This window comes from Actinoplanes sp. CA-142083 (assembly GCF_050942195.1).
Lineage (GTDB): Bacteria > Actinomycetota > Actinomycetes > Mycobacteriales > Micromonosporaceae > Actinoplanes.
Window position 1 is genome coordinate 2,453,965 of the sequence record NZ_CP192076.1, and the last position, 17,065, is coordinate 2,471,029.

The 17,065-nt window shown below is 71.6% G+C and carries 22 protein-coding genes; 8 read left to right on the forward strand and 14 right to left on the reverse strand.

Annotation, left to right across the window (positions count from 1 at the left end):
- Positions 1 to 44 precede the first annotated feature (44 nt).
- Positions 45 to 206, forward strand: a complete 162-nt coding sequence (locus ACQPZX_RS11590; RefSeq protein WP_433378382.1) for a hypothetical protein — start codon at positions 45 to 47, stop codon at positions 204 to 206.
- A 111-nt stretch (positions 207 to 317) separates the two neighbouring features.
- Here ACQPZX_RS11590 and ACQPZX_RS11595 read toward each other — a convergent pair whose 3' ends face one another.
- Complete coding sequence (locus ACQPZX_RS11595) at positions 318 to 620, reverse strand: TM2 domain-containing protein (protein ID WP_433378385.1); 303 nt, start codon at positions 618 to 620, stop codon at positions 318 to 320.
- 22 nt (positions 621 to 642) lie between these two features.
- On the opposite strand from ACQPZX_RS11595, the gene ACQPZX_RS11600 reads away from it, so the two are divergent.
- Positions 643 to 1,815, forward strand: a complete 1,173-nt coding sequence (locus ACQPZX_RS11600; protein ID WP_433378388.1) for a hypothetical protein — start codon at positions 643 to 645, stop codon at positions 1,813 to 1,815.
- 45 nt (positions 1,816 to 1,860) lie between these two features.
- On the opposite strand, the gene ACQPZX_RS11605 is transcribed toward ACQPZX_RS11600, so the two are convergent.
- A complete protein-coding gene (locus ACQPZX_RS11605) occupies positions 1,861 to 2,655 on the reverse strand; it encodes a thioesterase family protein (RefSeq protein ID WP_433378391.1) in 795 nt (264 codons plus the stop codon).
- Positions 2,656 to 2,742: 87 nt separating this feature from the next.
- On the opposite strand from ACQPZX_RS11605, the gene ACQPZX_RS11610 reads away from it, so the two are divergent.
- Positions 2,743 to 3,273, forward strand: a complete 531-nt coding sequence (locus ACQPZX_RS11610; protein ID WP_433378394.1) for a TetR/AcrR family transcriptional regulator C-terminal domain-containing protein — start codon at positions 2,743 to 2,745, stop codon at positions 3,271 to 3,273.
- Here ACQPZX_RS11610 and ACQPZX_RS11615 read toward each other — a convergent pair.
- Positions 3,270 to 3,629: a hypothetical protein gene (locus ACQPZX_RS11615; RefSeq protein ID WP_433378397.1), complete on the reverse strand. Its 360-nt coding sequence runs from the start codon at positions 3,627 to 3,629 to the stop codon at positions 3,270 to 3,272. The two genes, ACQPZX_RS11610 and ACQPZX_RS11615, sit on opposite strands and share 4 nt — an antisense overlap.
- 97 nt (positions 3,630 to 3,726) lie before the next feature.
- Here ACQPZX_RS11615 and ACQPZX_RS11620 point away from each other — a divergent pair, with 97 nt between their 5' ends.
- A complete protein-coding gene (locus ACQPZX_RS11620; RefSeq protein ID WP_433378400.1) occupies positions 3,727 to 4,692 on the forward strand; it encodes a maleylpyruvate isomerase family mycothiol-dependent enzyme in 966 nt (321 codons plus the stop codon).
- Complete coding sequence (locus ACQPZX_RS11625; protein WP_433378403.1) at positions 4,685 to 5,260, forward strand: RNA polymerase sigma factor; 576 nt, start codon at positions 4,685 to 4,687, stop codon at positions 5,258 to 5,260. Before ACQPZX_RS11620 ends, ACQPZX_RS11625 begins: the two co-directional genes overlap by 8 nt.
- Here ACQPZX_RS11625 and ACQPZX_RS11630 read toward each other — a convergent pair whose 3' ends face one another.
- Genes ACQPZX_RS11630 through ACQPZX_RS11645 form a run of 4 tightly spaced genes read right to left on the reverse strand, consistent with a single transcriptional unit; the run spans position 5,261 to position 9,155 of the window.
- Positions 5,261 to 5,611, reverse strand: a complete 351-nt coding sequence (locus ACQPZX_RS11630) for a DivIVA domain-containing protein (protein WP_433378406.1) — start codon at positions 5,609 to 5,611, stop codon at positions 5,261 to 5,263.
- A 17-nt stretch (positions 5,612 to 5,628) separates the two neighbouring features.
- Positions 5,629 to 7,164 carry a DUF4041 domain-containing protein gene (locus ACQPZX_RS11635; RefSeq protein ID WP_433378409.1) on the reverse strand — a complete coding sequence of 512 codons (1,536 nt, stop codon included), beginning with the start codon at positions 7,162 to 7,164 and terminating at the stop codon, positions 5,629 to 5,631.
- Between the two features lie 50 nt (positions 7,165 to 7,214).
- On the reverse strand, positions 7,215 to 8,006 hold the full coding sequence (locus ACQPZX_RS11640; protein ID WP_433378412.1) for a class I SAM-dependent methyltransferase: 792 nt from the start codon (positions 8,004 to 8,006) through the stop codon (positions 7,215 to 7,217).
- Positions 8,007 to 8,015: 9 nt separating this feature from the next.
- Positions 8,016 to 9,155, reverse strand: a complete 1,140-nt coding sequence (locus ACQPZX_RS11645) for an FAD-dependent monooxygenase (RefSeq protein WP_433378415.1) — start codon at positions 9,153 to 9,155, stop codon at positions 8,016 to 8,018.
- A gap of 176 nt (positions 9,156 to 9,331) precedes the next feature.
- Here ACQPZX_RS11645 and ACQPZX_RS11650 point away from each other — a divergent pair, with 176 nt between their 5' ends.
- A complete protein-coding gene (locus tag ACQPZX_RS11650; RefSeq protein ID WP_433378418.1) occupies positions 9,332 to 10,288 on the forward strand; it encodes an Lrp/AsnC family transcriptional regulator in 957 nt (318 codons plus the stop codon).
- Here the strand turns inward: ACQPZX_RS11650 and ACQPZX_RS11655 are convergent.
- Positions 10,260 to 10,943 (reverse strand): alpha/beta hydrolase, encoded by a 684-nt coding sequence (locus ACQPZX_RS11655; protein ID WP_433378421.1) that lies wholly within the window; start codon positions 10,941 to 10,943, stop codon positions 10,260 to 10,262. The genes ACQPZX_RS11650 and ACQPZX_RS11655 overlap by 29 nt on opposite strands.
- 58 nt (positions 10,944 to 11,001) lie before the next feature.
- Here ACQPZX_RS11655 and ACQPZX_RS11660 point away from each other — a divergent pair, with 58 nt between their 5' ends.
- Both ACQPZX_RS11660 and ACQPZX_RS11665 read left to right on the forward strand, forming a co-directional pair.
- Complete coding sequence (locus tag ACQPZX_RS11660; RefSeq protein WP_433378424.1) at positions 11,002 to 11,622, forward strand: TetR/AcrR family transcriptional regulator; 621 nt, start codon at positions 11,002 to 11,004, stop codon at positions 11,620 to 11,622.
- The gene (locus ACQPZX_RS11665; protein WP_433378426.1) at positions 11,619 to 12,059 is read left to right on the forward strand and encodes a GNAT family N-acetyltransferase; all 441 of its coding nucleotides are present in this window, start codon (positions 11,619 to 11,621) and stop codon (positions 12,057 to 12,059) included. The genes ACQPZX_RS11660 and ACQPZX_RS11665 overlap by 4 nt, the downstream gene beginning before the upstream one ends.
- Here ACQPZX_RS11665 and ACQPZX_RS11670 read toward each other — a convergent pair.
- From ACQPZX_RS11670 to ACQPZX_RS11695, 6 genes are all read right to left on the reverse strand, one after another.
- On the reverse strand, positions 12,056 to 12,355 hold the full coding sequence (locus ACQPZX_RS11670) for a hypothetical protein (RefSeq protein ID WP_433378429.1): 300 nt from the start codon (positions 12,353 to 12,355) through the stop codon (positions 12,056 to 12,058). The two genes, ACQPZX_RS11665 and ACQPZX_RS11670, sit on opposite strands and share 4 nt — an antisense overlap.
- Before the next feature lie 63 nt (positions 12,356 to 12,418).
- The gene (locus ACQPZX_RS11675) at positions 12,419 to 12,997 is read right to left on the reverse strand and encodes a DsbA family protein (RefSeq protein WP_433378432.1); all 579 of its coding nucleotides are present in this window, start codon (positions 12,995 to 12,997) and stop codon (positions 12,419 to 12,421) included.
- 17 nt (positions 12,998 to 13,014) lie between these two features.
- Positions 13,015 to 14,175 carry an RNA polymerase sigma factor gene (locus tag ACQPZX_RS11680; protein ID WP_433378435.1) on the reverse strand — a complete coding sequence of 387 codons (1,161 nt, stop codon included), beginning with the start codon at positions 14,173 to 14,175 and terminating at the stop codon, positions 13,015 to 13,017.
- Positions 14,176 to 14,225: 50 nt separating this feature from the next.
- Complete coding sequence (locus ACQPZX_RS11685) at positions 14,226 to 14,564, reverse strand: YciI family protein (RefSeq protein WP_433378437.1); 339 nt, start codon at positions 14,562 to 14,564, stop codon at positions 14,226 to 14,228.
- 137 nt (positions 14,565 to 14,701) lie between these two features.
- On the reverse strand, positions 14,702 to 16,513 hold the full coding sequence (locus ACQPZX_RS11690) for an anthranilate synthase family protein (protein ID WP_433378440.1): 1,812 nt from the start codon (positions 16,511 to 16,513) through the stop codon (positions 14,702 to 14,704).
- A gap of 207 nt (positions 16,514 to 16,720) precedes the next feature.
- Entirely contained in the window at positions 16,721 to 16,951 is a 231-nt protein-coding gene (locus ACQPZX_RS11695; RefSeq protein WP_433378443.1) for a hypothetical protein, read from the reverse strand.
- Between the last annotated feature and the right edge of the window lie 114 nt (positions 16,952 to 17,065).

Below are 17,065 nucleotides of genomic sequence, written 5' to 3' on the forward strand. Positions count from 1 at the left end.
AGGCGTGCCCGCTCGCATTGCCCGGTTTGGGCAGGGTCTTGGGTGTGACCGACTTCGACGGAGAAACCGACGGGGAAGCCGACGCGGAGGCCGAAACAGAAGCCGAGGGAGACGCCGACGGCAGAGCCGACAAATCGGGCGAAGAAGATGATTGCGTTCCTGAGTCCACGAACGACGGTGTCTCGGCCGAGCGGGTCGCGGAGTGACACGCACTCAGCGTCCCGGCGGTGAGCACGCTCAGCAATGTCGCGGCGAGGACCGGTCGAATTCGCACCGAGCGATGGTACGGGCACCCGGCGGACCCCGGTATGGGCCGTTCAGTGCGGGTCGAGCAGACCGTAGCGGGCCATGACCGCGTCGCGCCGGGCCCGGTTGACCGCCCGCACCCGCCGCCCGACGAAGAAGACGTCGATCAGCGTCCAGACCCCGAGCCCACCGAGCGTGAACAGCATCGCCACCGATCGCCACGTGTCCCCGAGATAGAACCGGTGCCCGCCGAAGATCCCGACAACGGCCCACATCCCGTACGCGACGCGCGCGTCCTTGCGCACCGAGGCGTACTCGGCCTCGGCCCGCAACACCCGCAGCCGTTCCCATTCGGGCAACTCGACCGGCTCCACGCGACGACAATAGACTCGCGCGATGCCGCTCACCGACGAGGAGCGCGACGCCGCGCGCGACAACGGGATCGTGGTCTTCGACGACCGGGTCATCCTGGAGGCCCAGCCGCCGATCGACGACGCCACCCTGGCCGAGGTCGCCGAGCGCTGCGCCGGCCCGCTGCCCGGGGCCCTGGTCGAGCTGTGGCGCACCACCTTCGGCGGCAGCCTCGATTACGACCTCACCCAGGACGACATGCCGCTGTCGATGACCGAGCTCTTCTATCCCGGCAGCGACAACTACAACGACCTGTGGGGCTGGATCGACCACGAGCGCGAGCTGGCCGGCGCCGACCGCCTCGCCTACCTGCCGATCGGCGGCTTCGAATACCTCGACCGCGTCTACGTGTGCACCACTCCCGGTGCCGACCACGGCGTCGTCGTGTCCTGGCAGCAGGGCCTGCCGCCCGGCTGGGAGCTGAAGTCCGGCGACCGCACCGGCCGGCTGGCCGCCGATCTGCACGGCCTGTTCGAGCAACTCGTGCTGGAGCGCGACCCCTGGGGCGACGAGGGCGAGGACGTCGACGCCGGCAGCGAGGTGCGCGACGCGATCGACGAGCTCGCGGAGGGCGGCGCGACCGAGCGCTCGGCCGCCGGGAAGCTGCGCGCGCTGGTCACGGCCACCGTCCTCGACTGGCGCGCCGCGCTCGAGCCGGGCGCGTCGCCGCGGCTTCGCCGCCTGGCGATGGATCGGGTCGCGGCCGGCGACGACGTCGAGCTGCTGCGGCGGCTCACGCTCGCGGGCTGTGATCCCACCCATTCCGTACGCGGTGGGCTCGCACCCATAGACATCGCCCTCATGCACCGCTCCGGCGAGGTCACGCGCTGGCTGCTCGACCGCGGCGTCCCGGTCCGCAACACCTTGCGGGCCGCGGCCCAGTCGATCGACCTCGACCTGGCCCGCGATCTGCTGGCCCGGGGCGCGGCCGTCGACGCCCACACGATCAGCTCCGCCGTCAACAATCCGGACGTCGACGTCGTACAGCTGCTGGCTTCTTCTCTACCGGACCACGACGGCCTGGACGTTCTCGCCCCTCGCCTGCGCATGCTGGCCGCCCAGGCCGGCATCGCGGCCGACCGCGCCGCCGATCCCGCCGACCGCGACCGCCACCGGCGCCGTGCCACGATCCTGCGGGAGCTGGCCGGCCCTCAGTGACGGCAGGAGCGGCCGGCCCTCAGTGACGGCGGGAGCGGCCGGCCCTCAGTGACGGATGGCGGCCAGCTGCGTCGCCTGCGCGACCAGGTTGCCCTTGGTGTCCCAGGCCAGCGCCGTCTCGTCCATCCGCCCCGAGGTGATCTCGGCGGCGTGCATGGTGACCCGCAGCGGCCCGGGCGCCGGCAGACGCCGCAGGTAGGCCGTGAACGTGATGGTCGGCGCCCAGCCGGTCACGCCCAGCGTCAGCGAGATCGGCGGCGCCAGGTCGAGCGCCACCAGCAGGCTCAGCGGATCCCAGTCCGAGCCGTCCGCCAGCCGCAGCCACGCCGCGGTCCGCCCGCTCTTGGACGGCTGGCCCGTCGCGAACCCGAGCGACGCCGGGTCAAGCCGATGCTCGACGACATCCAGCAGGTGCACGACGAACGGCGCACCCGGCGCGACCGCGGGCAGCCGCACGCATTCGTCCTCGGGCGGCAGCTCGGGCGGCGGCGCCGCGCTCCAGAACGGCTCGGCGTCGTCCAGCCCACCCTGCGTGATCAGCGCCTCGGCGCAGACCGCGCCGTCCTGCTCGAGACTGGCCCGGTACTGCGAGCTGCCCCGCCCCTCGCGCAGCAGCGTGACGGCGATGGTCGCCGGGCCGGCGGCCGGCGGCCGCAGGAACGAGGTGGTCACCGCGACCGGATGCTCGTGCCCGGCCTCGGCCGACACCGCGCGGGCCAGCACCGCCATCAGGTAACCGCCGTGCAGCTTGTCGCCGACCGCCCACTTCGGGTCGAGCTCGGCCTGGTAGGCGCCGTCATCCCGCACGGTGACCGCGGTCGCCTCCGCGAACGTCTTCATTCGATCAAGCTCGCACGCCCGGAGCGACAGGGTCAATTACCCACCGCGTCACACCGGCCGTTCGGGGCGATGTGGGAGAATCCCGGCGTGCAACTTCGTCGCGCCGATGTGCTGCGTGGCGCCCGCGAGTTGATCGACGCCGAGGGCCTCGACGGCCTGACCATGCGCAAGCTCGGCGCTCACCTCACGGTGCAGGCCGGCGCGCTGTACTGGCATTTTCCCAGCAAACAGGCGCTGCTCGACGCGATCGCCGACGACCTCGTCGCGGCGGTGGCCGACGCGCCGCCGGCCGGCCCGTGGGACCAGCGGATCGTCACCATGGCCCACCGGCTGCGCCGCGCTCTGCTGGGCATGCGCGACGGCGCCCGGCTGGTCGCCGAGACGTCCACGACCGAGCCGAACTCGCTGCTCGCCGGCCGCACCGGCATGCAGATCCTGATCGACGCGGGGATGAAGCCGGACAAGGCGGCGTGGACGATGCTCGCCCTGTCGCACTACATCATCGGCCACACGATCGAGGAGCAGTCGCCGCGCGGCGCCGCGATCACCGCGGACCCCGACCGGCGCTTCGACTTCGGCCTGGGCCTGATGATCGACGGCATCCGGCGATATCTCTAGCCCGTCGTCACGTACTCGCGCAGATAGCCGATGACGCCCTCGCGCGGGCGGGCGACCGTGACGCCCTCCTGGTCGCCGCGCCGCCACTCGGCGATCAGCAGGTCAGCGGTCGCCGCCGCGGTGATGATCACCCAGTCGTCGGTCCGGTCCCGCCGCAGCCAGCGCTCGATCTCGTCGTGCCCCTGGTGTGCCGTCCCGTCCGACTCGATCACCACGCAGTCCTCGGACAGCGTGGTGATCACGGCCGGGATGTCGTGGCGTCGCCGGCCGTCGACGTACTCGTGCAGCAGGTCCGCGGTGGGCGTCGGGTCCTGATTGACGAAAGTCCACCTCAGCGGTGCTCTCCGCGTGCGCATGTCCCGTGTTCGCACGCCGAGCCCGATCGGATCGTTCTGTCCTTCATTTGTCCGGGCGCTGTGCCTGCCCGCGTTCGCCGCGTATCGTCCGACGGCGATGGAACACCCCGATGACCTGCTTGAGGAGTTCGCGTTCGGCGAGGAGCCGGACGTGGGCCCGCATGTCGCCGAGTGCACCCGGTGCTCGGCACACGTCTCGCTGGCCCGGCAGGTCGCGGGCTGGCTGGCGTCCTCGCACTCCGCGCCGCCGCCTCCGGCGTTGCGGTCGCGGGTGCTCGCGGCCGCGGTCGGGGTCCGGCCGCCGTCGACAGGTTCGGCATTTTCCGCGTACGTGTCACAGGCCGCTGATTTCGAAGTCCTGCTCGATTCCCTGTCACCGGCGCAGTGGGCTCTTCCCACCGCCGACGGTCGCACGGTCGAGGACCTGGTCCGCCACCTTGCCGGGAACGACGGCAACGTGCTCGCCGATCTCGGCTCGCCCACGCCACCACCGGGCCGGGCGCGTGACTTCGGCTCTCCCGCGCCGCCTTCCGGCCGCGCCCGCGATCTGTGGCGCGAGCAGTCCGACCTGCTGATGCGCACGGTCGGCCGGGCCGAGGAGGCGCTGCTGAGCCGTCCCGTCCGGCTCGCCGGCAAGACGCCGATGCGGCGGCCGCTCCGCGAGGCCATGATGCAGCGGGCCTTCGAGACGTGGATCCACCGCGACGACATCCGCGCGGCGGTGGCGTTGCCGCCCGAGGCCCCTTCGCCCGCCCACCTGGCCCGGATCGTCGGCTTCGGCCTCGCGCTGCTGCCCGGCGCGATGGACGCCGCCGGCCGCGGCCGCTCCGGCGCCGTCCGCCTCTTCCTGACCGGCCCCGGCAGCGCCTCCCACGTGGTGCCGTTGTCCTCCTCCTCGGCCGTCTCGTCGCCGTCGCTGGCCCAGGTGGAGATCCCCGCCGACCGCTTCGGGCGCCTGATGGCCGGCCGGGTGCCGGTCACCCCCGGAGTCGCCGTCATCGACGGTTCGCGGACCGCCGCGCTCGACCTGCTGACCGTCGCCGCCACCCTGGGGTGTGAGTGACGTGCGCTCCCACGCCGACGACGTGCGGCTCCGCGCCATGCTCGTCGCCGCCGACGAGTCCGCCCTGACCGAGGCCTACGACCGGCACGCCTCGTCCGCGTACGCCCTGGCCGCCAGGATCACCGGCGATCCGTGCTGGGCCGAGGACGCCGTGCAGGAGGCTTTCGTCGAGCTGTGGCGCCACCCCGAGCGCTTCGACCCGCATACCGGCAGCCTGCGCACCTGGCTCTGCATGCTGGCCCGCCGCCGCGCCATCGACCTGCTGCGCCGCCAGTCCGCCCAGCGCACCCACCTGACCCGCCTGGCCGGCCAGGCCCCGGTCGAGCCCACAGTGGAGGAAGACGTCGTGGGCGCCGCCCAGGCCAAGGCCGTCCGCGAGTGCGTACGCGATCTGCCCACCCTGTATCGCGACGTGATCGCCCTGGCCTACTACTACGGCCTTTCGTATCGCCAGGTGGCGGTAGAGCTGGGCATCCCCGAGGGCACCGCGAAGTCCCGCTTGCGCAGCGGCCTGCGCCTGCTGGCGGAACGCATGTCCGCCGCCGGCTACGTGGAGGACCCGGTCTAGCTAAAGGTTGTGGAGGTCGGCCAGCTCCCGGAGCCGCCGCACCTCGTCGACGATCGCCTGATCGCTGGGTTGCTCCAGCCGGAGCGCCTGCGCGAGCACCGACCGAAGGTCCCCATCGGCCCCCTGAGCACCGGCGTCGAGCTGACGCGCCAGCTCCTCCACCGCGCTGTCGACCTGCGCACGGTCATACCCCCGCAGCGCGACCGCGAACTGCGCGGACCGCAACTCGTCCCGCGCCGCTTCCCGCTGCAGGTCACCACCGCTCGACAGAGCCGCCACCGCGCGGCCGATCACCTGCTCGACCTCGGCCTTGTCGTATCCCCGCAACACAGTGATGAAGTCCCCGGCCATGGCTACACCCTAGATCCTCAACGGGTCTCGTCGCCTCCGCTGGCACGCCACTCGAGTGCCTCCGGCGTCTCGTGGTAGGCGAGCAGGTGCTGACCGGCGATGCGTTGCAGCAGGTCGCGAACCTGGGCCGGGCTTGCGTAGAAGAATTCGCGCCGCACGTTGACCCGGTTGACGCGCTGGTCGGCCAGGGCATTGTGCAGCCGGCTCTCCAGCCCCACGGCGTCGTCGCTGAAGATCAGCGCGTGGGTGTCGAAGCGGAACGGCACCGAGGCATCGCCCAGCTCGCGGACGCGGTCCTCCGGGTCGAGGCGCCGGGTCATGCCGATCTTCACCATGTCCGGCCCGAACGCGCCGACATTCGAGATCACGTAGACGTAGCCGGCACGGGTGTTCGCCTCGCGCGCCTCGACGCCGGCGATCGCCTCACCGATCTCGGCGAGCTTGGCCTCCAACTCGGTGGCGGCCGCCGTTTCGCCCTTCTCGTGCAGCTTCGCCAGCGCCGACTGGTAGTGGGACTGCTCCTTGGCCAGGCGGGCCTTCTCCCGCTCGAACTCCGCGAGGGCGGCCCGCTCCTCGCGCTGGCGCTCCCGTTCCTCGCGGACCCGCTCCTTCTCCTCGTCGAGCTTCGCCCGGTAGTCCGACGTCAGGGTGATCTCCTGGACGCGCAGCCGGTGGTACTCGACCGAGACGTGGATCCCCATCGTCTTGCCGAGTTTGGCGATCGTGCCGGCCACCTTGTCGAGGCGCTCGATCGTGGTGTGCAGCCGATGGGGGCGCACGCGCGCGACGCAGCTGTCGGCCTCGGCGTTGTAGGCCCGGAGCATCAGCTTGGTGTACTCGGTGACCATCCTGCGTCCCTCGGCCGCGGAGCCGTTCACCGTCCACCCGGTGTTCGCCTGCACCGCCGTGCCGGCGCGCGCCATCACCTTGATCTGGTCGGTGAGGCCGGCCAGCTGTCCTTTGTAGGCGACGGCGTCCGCGAGCGGATGCTGATACTGATAGATCCCCACCTCCTGAAGCTCGGACTCCTCCGAGGTGCGGACGAGCTCGGCCCGCCGCGCGCCGAGCTGGGCCTCGATGGCGGCCTGCTCGGTGCGCAGGGCCTGAAGGTGCTCCCGCAACCGGGCCGCCTCCGAAGCGACGGCCGCCGGGTCGAGACCGAGCAAGGTGGTCAGCTGTGTGCGCAACTCCTCGTTCTCGTCCTCGAGGCGGCGCTTACCGCTGAAGAGACCACCAGGCTTGCCACGGGGAACCTCGAGCACCGCGGCAACCGAGGGCGCGGCGGCGGCGGTGGGCCCAGCGGCGGCGGTGGGCGCGGGTGCGACGGGCCAGGAGGCAAACCCCGGGCCGGCCGCGGGCACGACCGGCACCGGGACGGAAGCTCGACCGTGGACCACCGGCACCGTTGGAGGTCTCACCTCGGCCGGAACCCACCACTGCCAGCCGGGCGGCGCCGATGGCCAGGTCGGATCCGGCTGCCATCCCTCGGGTGGGGTCCAGTCCTCCGGCGGCACCGGCCACCCGGGCGGCGTGTTGAAGCGAAACGTCGACACCTGCCGAACCCCTCACCGCTACGGTGCGTGATCGAGATCCATCACCGTAGTTATCGCGGCGGGCGCCGGGCATCGTCCAAATGGGCCACGAGGACCATCCGGTTGTGGTCGGCGTTCAGGGGGGCGCCGTCCTCGCCGTACCCGTGGATGTCCTTGAAGTTGGTGGTGGCGCACCAATCTCGGAGCTCGGGGAAGGCGAACAGCCTCTTCAGGAAGGTCAGGGTGCGGGCGTGGCCGTCGCGCAGGACGGTGCGCTCGACGGTGAAACGGGCGGTCAGCGGGTCGTAGTGGTGGCGGTCCACGAGCATGTCGCCGTTGGGGAGGCGGGCGGTTATGCGGGACGGGGTGAGGGTGGCCAGGAAGCGGGGGAGGTTGTCGAGGTCCATGATGAGGCGGCCGCCGGGGCGGAGGACGCGGGCGATCTCGGCGAGCACGGCGCGGTTGGTGGGGTCGTCGAAGTAGCCGAAGGCTGTGGTCCAGTTGATGACGCGGTCGAAATGGGCGGTCCAGGAAGCCGGCAGGGCGCGCATGTCGCCCTGGACGAAATCGGCGGTGGCGTTCGCGCGGGCGCGCGCCAGGAACACGGTGGACGAATCCAGGCCGGTCACCTCGCAGCCGCGGCGGGCCAGCTCGTTGGCCAGCGTGCCGTGGCCGCAGCCCAGGTCGAGGACGCGAAGGCCGGGTGCGAGGTCGAGCAGGCGCCAGACCAGGTCGACGACGGCGGTGTTGCCGCTGTAGGCGGTGCCGACGACGGGGCCGTGCGTGGGCGCGGACGCCGAGTCGGCGAAGAAGTGCAGGTAGTCATCGTCGTACATCGCTGCGGCGTCGAAGAGGTCGCTCACGAGGGGATCCTAGATCGGCTGAATCATCGACTCCAGGACGCGCTGGGTGCGGGCGGCGTGGTCGAAATCCGGATGGGCGGCTGGGTTCATCTCCCATTCGCCGATCGCGACCGACGATTCGACGATCAGCTTGCAGCGCTCGTACCGGCGCTCGGTGTAGCGGCGGAACGCCGCCTCGATCCCGGTCTCGTGCGTGAGGCATTCGGCCAGCACGACGCCGTCCTCGATCGCCTGGGCCGCGCCCTGGCCGAGGTGCGGGGTGACCGCGTGCACGGCGTCGCCGATCAGCACGATCCGGCCGTGGTGCCACGGCGCCGGGGCGATCAGCCACTCCTCGGGGCGGAAGACGATCGCGGACGGGTCGTTGATGTACTTGTCGCGCACCCGGGCGGTGAGCCCGCCGAACGGCGCGAGGCAGTCGCGCAGGATCTTGTCCATCCGGTCCTGCTCGAGCCAGACGTCGCGGTCCCAGGTGGTGTTGTAGAACAGGTACGCGGTGTCGGGGCCGATCGGCACGAACCCCGCCATGCCCTCGGGACCCTTCTGCAGGATGATCCGGTCGATCTCGGGCTCGCGCGGGATGTTCAGCCGGAACGCGGACTGCCCGATGTACCTCGGCTGCAGATCCTCGGCCAGCACGTACGGGCGGACCTTGGAGTACACGCCGTCGGCGCCGACCACGATGTCCACGACGCCGGAGGTGCCGTCGGTGAAGTCGACCTCGACGGCCGTTCCCGTGTCGCGCAGGTCGGTGAAGGTCTTGCTGTATTCGATCCGGACGCCGGTCTCGGCCGCCCGGTCGGTGAGGATCTTGTGCAGCTGCGGACGGGTCAGGCCGTTCATCGGCGGCAGGTCCGAGCCGGGGATGGTGGCGCCCGGCGTCTCGCGGACCAGGTTGCCGTCGACGTCGAGCATCTTGCCCCACGCCACGGTCGAGTAGCCGACCGCCAGGCAGGCCTGCGCGCAGCCGATCGCGTCGAGGGCGCGCAGCGCGTTCACCGGCTGGATGATGCCGACGCCGTACACGGACGACCGGAGGTCCTCGTGGATCTCGACCACCCGCACGTCGTAGCCGGCGGCGCGCAGCGCGATCGAGGTCGCCAGGCCGCCGATTCCACCGCCGACGACGAGAACACTGCCACGACTCACTTGACTCACCCACATTTCCCTCGTACGACTTCGTGAGGGTGAAGGTAATGGTGATCACGCCCGCCGAATACCGTTCCCGAATGCAACGTAAAGTTGCGTCGCCGGACCCTTTGGAACATTTCCCGGAATAATCGCGGCCCGATGTCGGATAACCCGTGTTCTAAGCTGTGCGGACCATGGACGATCTCGATCGGAAGCTGCTCCAGGCGCTCCAGCTGGACGGGCGGGCGCCGTTCAGCCGGCTGGCGTCCGTGCTGGGCGTCTCCGATCAGACCGTCGCCCGGCGGTTCCGGCGGCTGGAGACCGAGGTCGGGTTGCGGGTGCTGGGCATGCCCGACGAGTCGCGGCTGGGCCGGTCGAACTGGCAGGTGCGGCTGCTGTGCACGCCCGGGGAGGCCGGGGCGATCGCCGACGCGCTGGCGGCGCGCCCCGACATGACGTACGTTGCGCTGCTCTCCGGCGGGGCCGAGGTCGTCGGCGTTCTGAAGCCACGCAGCACCCGGGACCGGGACGAATTGCTGCTGGGTCAGTTGCGGGACTTTCCCGGCGTGGTGGGCGTGACGGCGTACAACCTTTTGCATCGCTTTTTCGGCGGCCGGCTGGGGTGGCTTCGCAAAATCGACGCGCTGACCCCGGCCGAGGAGGTGGCGCTGCGGCCGCCCATTCCGGCCGAACCGGGAAACCGGGTGACGCTCGACGCCGCCGACGAGGCTCTGCTGGCCGCCCTCGCGGAAGACGGCCGGGCCCCGCTCGCCGCGCTGCAGAAGGCCTCGGGCCAGTCGGAGGAGGTGGTGCGCCGGCGGCTCGAGCGACTGCAGGGCGGCGGCGTCCTCTACTTCGACGTCCAGTACTCGCCCGAGCTGATGGGCCTGCACGCCGGCGCGATGCTCTGGATGTCGGTCGCCCCGCCGGCGCTCTCGGTCGTCGGCGCCGCCCTGGCCGGTCACCGCGAGATCGAGTTCGTGGCCGCGACGACCGGCCCGGCGAACATCGTCGCGGCCGTGCGCTGCCGCGACGACGAGGAGCTCTTCGTCTATCTCAACGACAAGATCGGGGCGTTGGAGCAGGTGCACCGGATCGAGACCGGCTTCATGCTCCGCCAGATCAAGCGGCTGACCCGGCCCGCGCGCTGATCTCGTCGAGGATCGCGGCCAGCTCGTCCGGGCGGGCCAGGTGCGGCGAGTGACCGGTCGGGAGGCGGCGGACGTCCTTGGTGTGGGTGGCCATCCGCTCCTGCAGCTCGACCGGCAGCGAGGCGTCCCGCTCGGTGAGGATGTAGGTCGACGGCACGGTGTGCCAGGCCGCCCGCGTGACCCGGTCGGCCCAGGGCTGGACCCGCTGGCCGACGAGCCGGCCGATCGCCAGGGCGGCCACGTCGTCCGGCACGTCGGCGTAGAGCTGGGCGCGCGGGTCGTCGCCGATCGGGAAGAGGCCGTCGGTGTCGTCCGGGTCGGGGATGCCGTGGATCGTGAACATCGACTCGTTCACGTCCGGCACGTAGGCGGCCAGATAGACCACGTGCCGCACGCCGGGCAGGCCGGCCGCCGCCTCGGTCGCCGGGATCCCGCCGTACGAGTGGGCCACGACGACGACCGGCCCGCCGACCGCCTCGATCGCGCCGCGCACGGCCGCCGCGTCCTCCCGCAGGCCGCCGCGCGGCTCGGGGCCGGTGGTCGGCAGCTTGACCGCGATGCTCGGGTGGCCCTTGGCGTCAAGCTCGCCGCGCAGCAGGTCGAACGTCGACGGCAGGTGCCAGGCCCCCGGGACGAGTACGAAGGTAGGATTCATATCCCGGACAGTATGTCGGACGCTGTGTCCGATACAAACCTTCTCTAGGATCTTGGCTATGCCCTCCGTCACGCGGCGCTCCTCCGGCGGCGCGACCCGCCGAGCCGCCGCCGAGGCGAAGATCCTGGCGGCGACCGAGGCGCTGCTGGCCGGCGGCGCCGGCTTCACCGAGCTCGGCATCCAGCGCCTCGCGGCCGCGGCCGGGGTCGCCCGCTCGACGTTCTACCTGCACTTCCCGGACAAGACCGCGCTGCTGCTGCGCCTGATCGACGGGCTGGCCGACGGCGCCTTCGACCTGATCAGCGCGGCGCCGCCGGTCGAGGGGCTGCCGGGGATGGTCGAGGCGATGGTTCGCGACCTGGCCTACTACCGCGAGCGCCGCCACCTGCTGGCCGCGGTGCTGGAGGTGACCGCCTACGACGCGGTCGCCCGGGAGTACTGGGAGGGGCAGCTGCAGCGCTTCGTCGACCAGGCCGAGCTGTGGCTGCGGGCCGAGCAGGGGGCCGGGCGGACGGCGCCGTCGCTGGACCCGCCGACCGCGGCCCGGGTCTTCGTCTGGGGCGGGTTCCAGGTGCTGGCGCGCCAGGTCCTGACCGGACCGGCCGCCCACGACGATATGGTGGCCCGCGAGATCGCCGAGTTGGAGTGGTACGGAGCTTTCCGGAGGCCGGGGCAATGAGGGCGGACGTCGGCATCGAGGTCGTGCACGAGGTCAGCGACGAGCTGGTCGAGGCGTTCGGGCGGCTTCTGCCGCAACTCTCCCGGTCCGCGCCGCCGCTCGGCGCCGATCAGCTGCGGGCCATCGCCGGCTGGCCGGGCAACCGCCTGCTGGTGGCCAGGCTCGACGGCGCGGTCGTGGGGACGCTGACGCTCGTCCTGTTCCCCATCCCGACCGGGCTGCGGGCCTGGATCGAGGACGTCGTCGTCGACGAGAGCGCCCGCGGCCACGGGGTCGGCGCGGCCCTCACGAACGAGGCCGTGCGGCTCGCCCGTGAGGAAGGCGCCAAGACCGTCGACCTCACGTCGCGGCCGTCGCGCGCCGCCGCCAACCGGCTCTACGAGCGGCTCGGCTTCCAGGTGCGCGAGTCGAAGGTGTACCGGCTCGACGAAAACTAGTCGCGCGGGCGGGGGATGTCCCGCGTGTCGGCCTCGGCGACGATCTGCTCGGCCACGTGGCGCAGCTGGGCGGGATCCGGGTGGAATCCCTCGGCGATGTCGGGGTGCAGGGCCGATTTCGTGCGGCGGAGCAGGGTCTCCGATACCGAGTCGACGCTTTCCCCGGCGTACGTGTGCTTGGTCTTGTCGGTTGCGGCCCGCAGGGCCGAGGTCAGCTGCTCCTCGAGTGGTCCGCGCAGCTTGTCCTCCACCGGATTGAGGCTGGCAGGGTCCAACGTGACCTGCGGCTCCGTCATGACAAGTCCCCCTCCGTGTGACGCGGCGCGACGCGGATACCCGGTCGCGCCGCGCCGGAAACGTCAGCCCCGGCCGCGCTTCAGCTCGAAGAAGATGTCGCTGCGCATGAGGGGGACGGTGGCGTCCCAGATGGCCAGCGCTTCGTCCAGTTCGGGCACCTCGGAGATGATCGGCCCGTGCAGGCCGCGCGCGGCGCCCTCGATCATCAGAACGGGTGACCCGATGCCGGGGCCGGCGGCGGCGAAGCCGGTCTCGTGGGACTCGCGCACGGCCTCGTCCCAGGCCGGATCCTCGAGGACCGACTTCGCGTCGGTGACGCCCGCGGCGGCGGCCGCTTCCAGCACGATCTCGTCGGTGATCGGGGCGCCGGCCTCGTGGGTGCGGTTGCCGATCTCGGTGTAGAACGTGCCGATCGCGTCGTCGCGGCGGTCGGCGCGCAACGCCTCGACCAGGCGCAGGGCCTTGCTCGACGCGGCCATCATGGTCCGGTACTGCTCCGGCGTGTCGTCGCCGTTGAGGATGGACAGGCTGAACGCCCGCCAGTGGATGGTGATGTCGCGGGACTCGGCGACCGCCAGCAGCCAGCGCGACGTGCGCCAGGTGAACGGGCAGACGGGGTCGAAGAAGTAGGTGGCCTCCATGCCGAAAGCCTAGATTGTCAGCCGAGCTCGTCGATCCGGGCGGCGAGAAACCGCCGCTCGGCGTCGTTGGCGGTCAGGGACAGGGCCGCGGCGTAGGCCGCGCTCGCTTCGTCGCGCCGGTCGAGGCGGCGTAACAGGTCGGCCTTGGTGGCGGGCAGGTAGTGGTAGGCGGCCAGGCGGCCGTCCCGCTCGAGGTCCGCCACGATCGCGAGCGCGGCGGCCGGCCCGTCGACCATGGACACCGCGACGGCCCGGTTGAGCGCGACCACCGGGGACGGCCAGATCTCCAGCAGCCGGTCGTAGAGCAGGCGGATCTGCGGCCAGTCGGTCTCCTCGTAGGCGGCGGCCTCGGCGTGCAGCGCCGCGATCGCCGCCTGCAGCGTGAAGCGGCCGGGCGGCGCGGCGGCGAGAGCCGAGGTGATCAGGTGGTCGGCCTCCGCGATCGCCCCACGGTCCCACCCGCCGCGGTCCTGCTCCTCCAGGCGCACCAGGCGGCCGGCGGCGTCCACCCGGCCCGAGCGGCGGGCGTCATGGATCAGCAGCAGGGCGAGCAGGCCGGCCACCTCGGGCTCGCGCGGCAACAGCAGGCGCAGCATCCGGGCCAGGTCGAGCGCGCGCTCGCCCAGATCGTCGCGCCGCAGCTCGGGGCCGGCGGCGGCGGTGTGGCCGGCCGAGTAGAGCAGGTGGATCACGGTCAGGACCGCGCCGACCCGGGCCGGGCGGTGCTCGGCCGACGGCACGACGTAGGGGATCCGGGCCACGGCGATCTTCTTCTTCGCGCGGGTGATCCGGGCCGCCATGGTCGGCTCGGAGACCAGCAGCGCCCGGGCCACCTCGGGCGTCGCCATCCCGCAGACAAGCCGCAGCGTGAGCGCGATCTGGGCCTCGAGCGCGAGGGCCGGGTGGCAGCAGGTGAAGACCAGTCGCAGCCGGTCGTCCGGAATGTCCGGCTCCTCCGCCTCGGCCGGCATGACCAGCAGCGGGAGCTTCGACGTGAGAGTGCGTTGCCGCTGCAGCGCGTTGAGCGCGTTGTGCCGGGCCGCGGTGGTGAGCCAGGCGCCGGGGCGCGCGGGCACGCCTTCGGCGGCCCAGGATCTCAAGGCTTTCACGTACGCGTCCTGCACCGCCTCCTCGGCCAGGTCGAGGTCGCGCGTGACGCGCACCGTCGAGGCGAGCACCTGAGCCCACTCCCGCCGGTGCGCGTCCGCAACCGCCTCGGCGACGGTGTTCAGCTCTTCTCCACTACCGCAAAGTCGATCAGCGGGCGCACTTCCACCCCGCCGTCGAGGATCGGGGTCATCTTGGCCAGCGCGATCGCGTGGTCGAGATCGCGGGCCTCGATGATGAAGATGCCCGCGATCATCTCCTTGGTCTCGATGAACGGCCCGTCGGTGATCAGGTCGCCGCGGATCGAGGTGGCCGTGCTGTTGTCCTCCAGAGCCATCCCGGCGACCACCTTGCCGCCCTGCTCCTCGATCCGGCCGGCCAGTGCCATGTGCTGCTCGACGATCTCGGGCGGCAGGTCGTTGCCGTTGCGCTCGAAGATCATGACCGAGTATCGCGCCATCGTCCTCATCCTTTCCTGTCAGGGATTCATACACCCGACAGACGGGGACGGCCGGAATCGACAACACACGCGAAGAAAGATGGCCGGTGGTCCAAGCGGAGGCTCTCGATCCCCTTGAACCACCGGTACCCCCTTCGCTACCCGTTCGTGGCCGGGCTAACCACGCCGGACATCAATGTCGGCAGGATCTCGGCCAGCACCGCCACCCCGTCGCGGCTCAGCACCGATTCCGGGTGGAACTGCACGCCCGCGAAGCCCGGACCGCGCAGCGCGTGTACCGCGCCGTCCACCGGGTCGCGCGCGATCTCGACCCGGCCGAGCGGCGAGTCCAGCACGTCGGCCTCCGCCACCGCCGCGAAGCTCGAGTAGAAGCCGACCCTCCGCGGCCGGCCGAAAAGGTCGACGTCGCGGGCCAGCCCCTGATAGGGGGAGTCGCGGCGGTGCAGGCGCAGGCCGAGCAGCACGGCGAGGATCTCGTGGCCGAGGCAGACGCCGAGCACCGGGCGGCGGGTGGCTAGCAGGTCGGCGACCAGGTCGCGCATCACCGCCATCTTGGGGTCGGCGAGGTCGTCGGGGTCGCCCGGCCCGGGACCGACGACGACGAGATCAGCCTCGGCCATCGCGTCGAACTCCTGCCAACCGACCACGCGGACCGTGAGGCCGAGCGCCTTGAGCTGGTGGGCCAGCATCGCGGTGAAGGTGTCCTCGCCGTCGACGATCAGCGCGGTCCGGCCGTCGAGGGCGGGCACGGTGAGAGCGCCGGGCGCCCGCGAGTCGAGCCAGAAACGGGCCAGGTCCTGGTTGCGCGCGGCGAGAGCGTCACGCACCTCGGGTGACTCTTCTTCATCCCGTACGGGAAAAGCAGCGCGATTCTGTGCACCCAGGGCGACCAGGACGCCCGCCGCTTTGGCATGTGTCTCGGCGATCTCGCCGTCGGTGGTCGAGTGCCGGACCAGCGTGGCGCCGACCGGGACCCGCAGCCGGCCGTCCGGGAAGATCTCGGCGGTGCGGATGAGGATGGGCGCGTCCAGCGTCTGCCGGCCCTCGTCGTCGTGCCCGAGCAGCGCCAGCACCCCGCCGTAGTAGCCGCGGCCCCGGCGCTCGTGGCGCGCGATCACCCGGCACGCGTTCTCGATCGGGCTGCCGGTGACGGTCGGCGCGAACATCGTCTCGCGCAGCACCTCGCGCACGTCCAGCGATCCGCGGCCGGCCAGCAGATATTCGGTGTGGGTGAGGTGGGCCATGCGCTTGAGGTACGGCCCGGCCACCTGTCCCCCGCGCTCGGCGACCTTGGCCATCATCTTGAGCTCCTCGTCGAGCACCATGTAGAGCTCTTCGATCTCCTTGGGGTCGCGGAGGAACTCGAGCAGGTCGCCCTGCCCGTGGCGGTAGGTGCCGCTGATCGGGTTCATCATGGTGATGCCGTCGGCGACGCTCACGTGCCGCTCGGGGGTGGCGCCGACCAGCGTGCGGGTGCCGGTGTGCACCAGGAACGTCCAGTAGGTGCCCTGCTCCTGGGCGAGCAGCCGGCCGAAGGCGGCCCGGGCGGCGTCGACCGGGTCGCCCTCGACCGACCCCTCGAAGACGCGGTGGATCACGAAGTTCGCGCCCTCGCCGTGGCCGATCTCGTCGCGCAGGACGGTCTCGACGATCTCGCCGTACTCCTCGTCCGAGAGGTCGAATCCGCCCGCGGTGAGCGTCAGCTCGCCCGGCGCGAACGCGCTGAGCGGCTCTTTTCGGCGTTCGTTGATCAACAGGCATTCGAGGGGCGTGTCGTCGTCCACGCACTCGAACCCGCGTTCGGTGATCTGCCGATAGGGGATCAGGGCGAGCGTCTCATGGCCGCTCTCCACCGGGATCTCGGCAAGGGTGGTCACCGTGATCACGTCGCCGGTGAGCACCTCGACGTGGTCGGCGCCGTCGCGGTGGAGCAGAGCGAAGGGCATCATGGCTGTCCTCTTCCTGGCTGGGCGACTGCCGGCCGAGGCGGAGGGCCATCAACGAGAAACGGCCGCCTCGGGGAGGCGGCCGCGGTGTCTTACGCGCGGGGGAGTGTGGCCGCCGGTCTGGCGGGCCACCACATGCTCAATCGCGCGTGCATGCCGGGAAGCTTAAGGGGGCGGGGCGGCGTTGCGCCACCCCGCCGCGCTCGCGGGTCAGGCGAAGGCCAGCCGGACCGCGGACCGCGCCCACCGCATGCGGTCGGGCGCGCAGTCGGGGTGCTCGCCGAACTCCTGGGCCACGAGCTCGGCGCAGCGGGCCTCGCCGAGGCGGGCGACCATGCTGCTCACCGCCTCGCGGATCACCTCGGCGGTCGGCTGCTGGGAGCGCTGCAGGTCCGACACGAACAGTGCTTCGGTGCGGACGTCATCGATCACGGCGGTCATCGGATCCTCCAACCTGGCTGGGGCGGCGGGCGTCGTGCAATCAGAAAAAGCGATGAAGGCTGCAGAAGCGATGCCGCTGAGTTGCAGGCAGGTTGCTGTGTCCGGGCTTCCCGG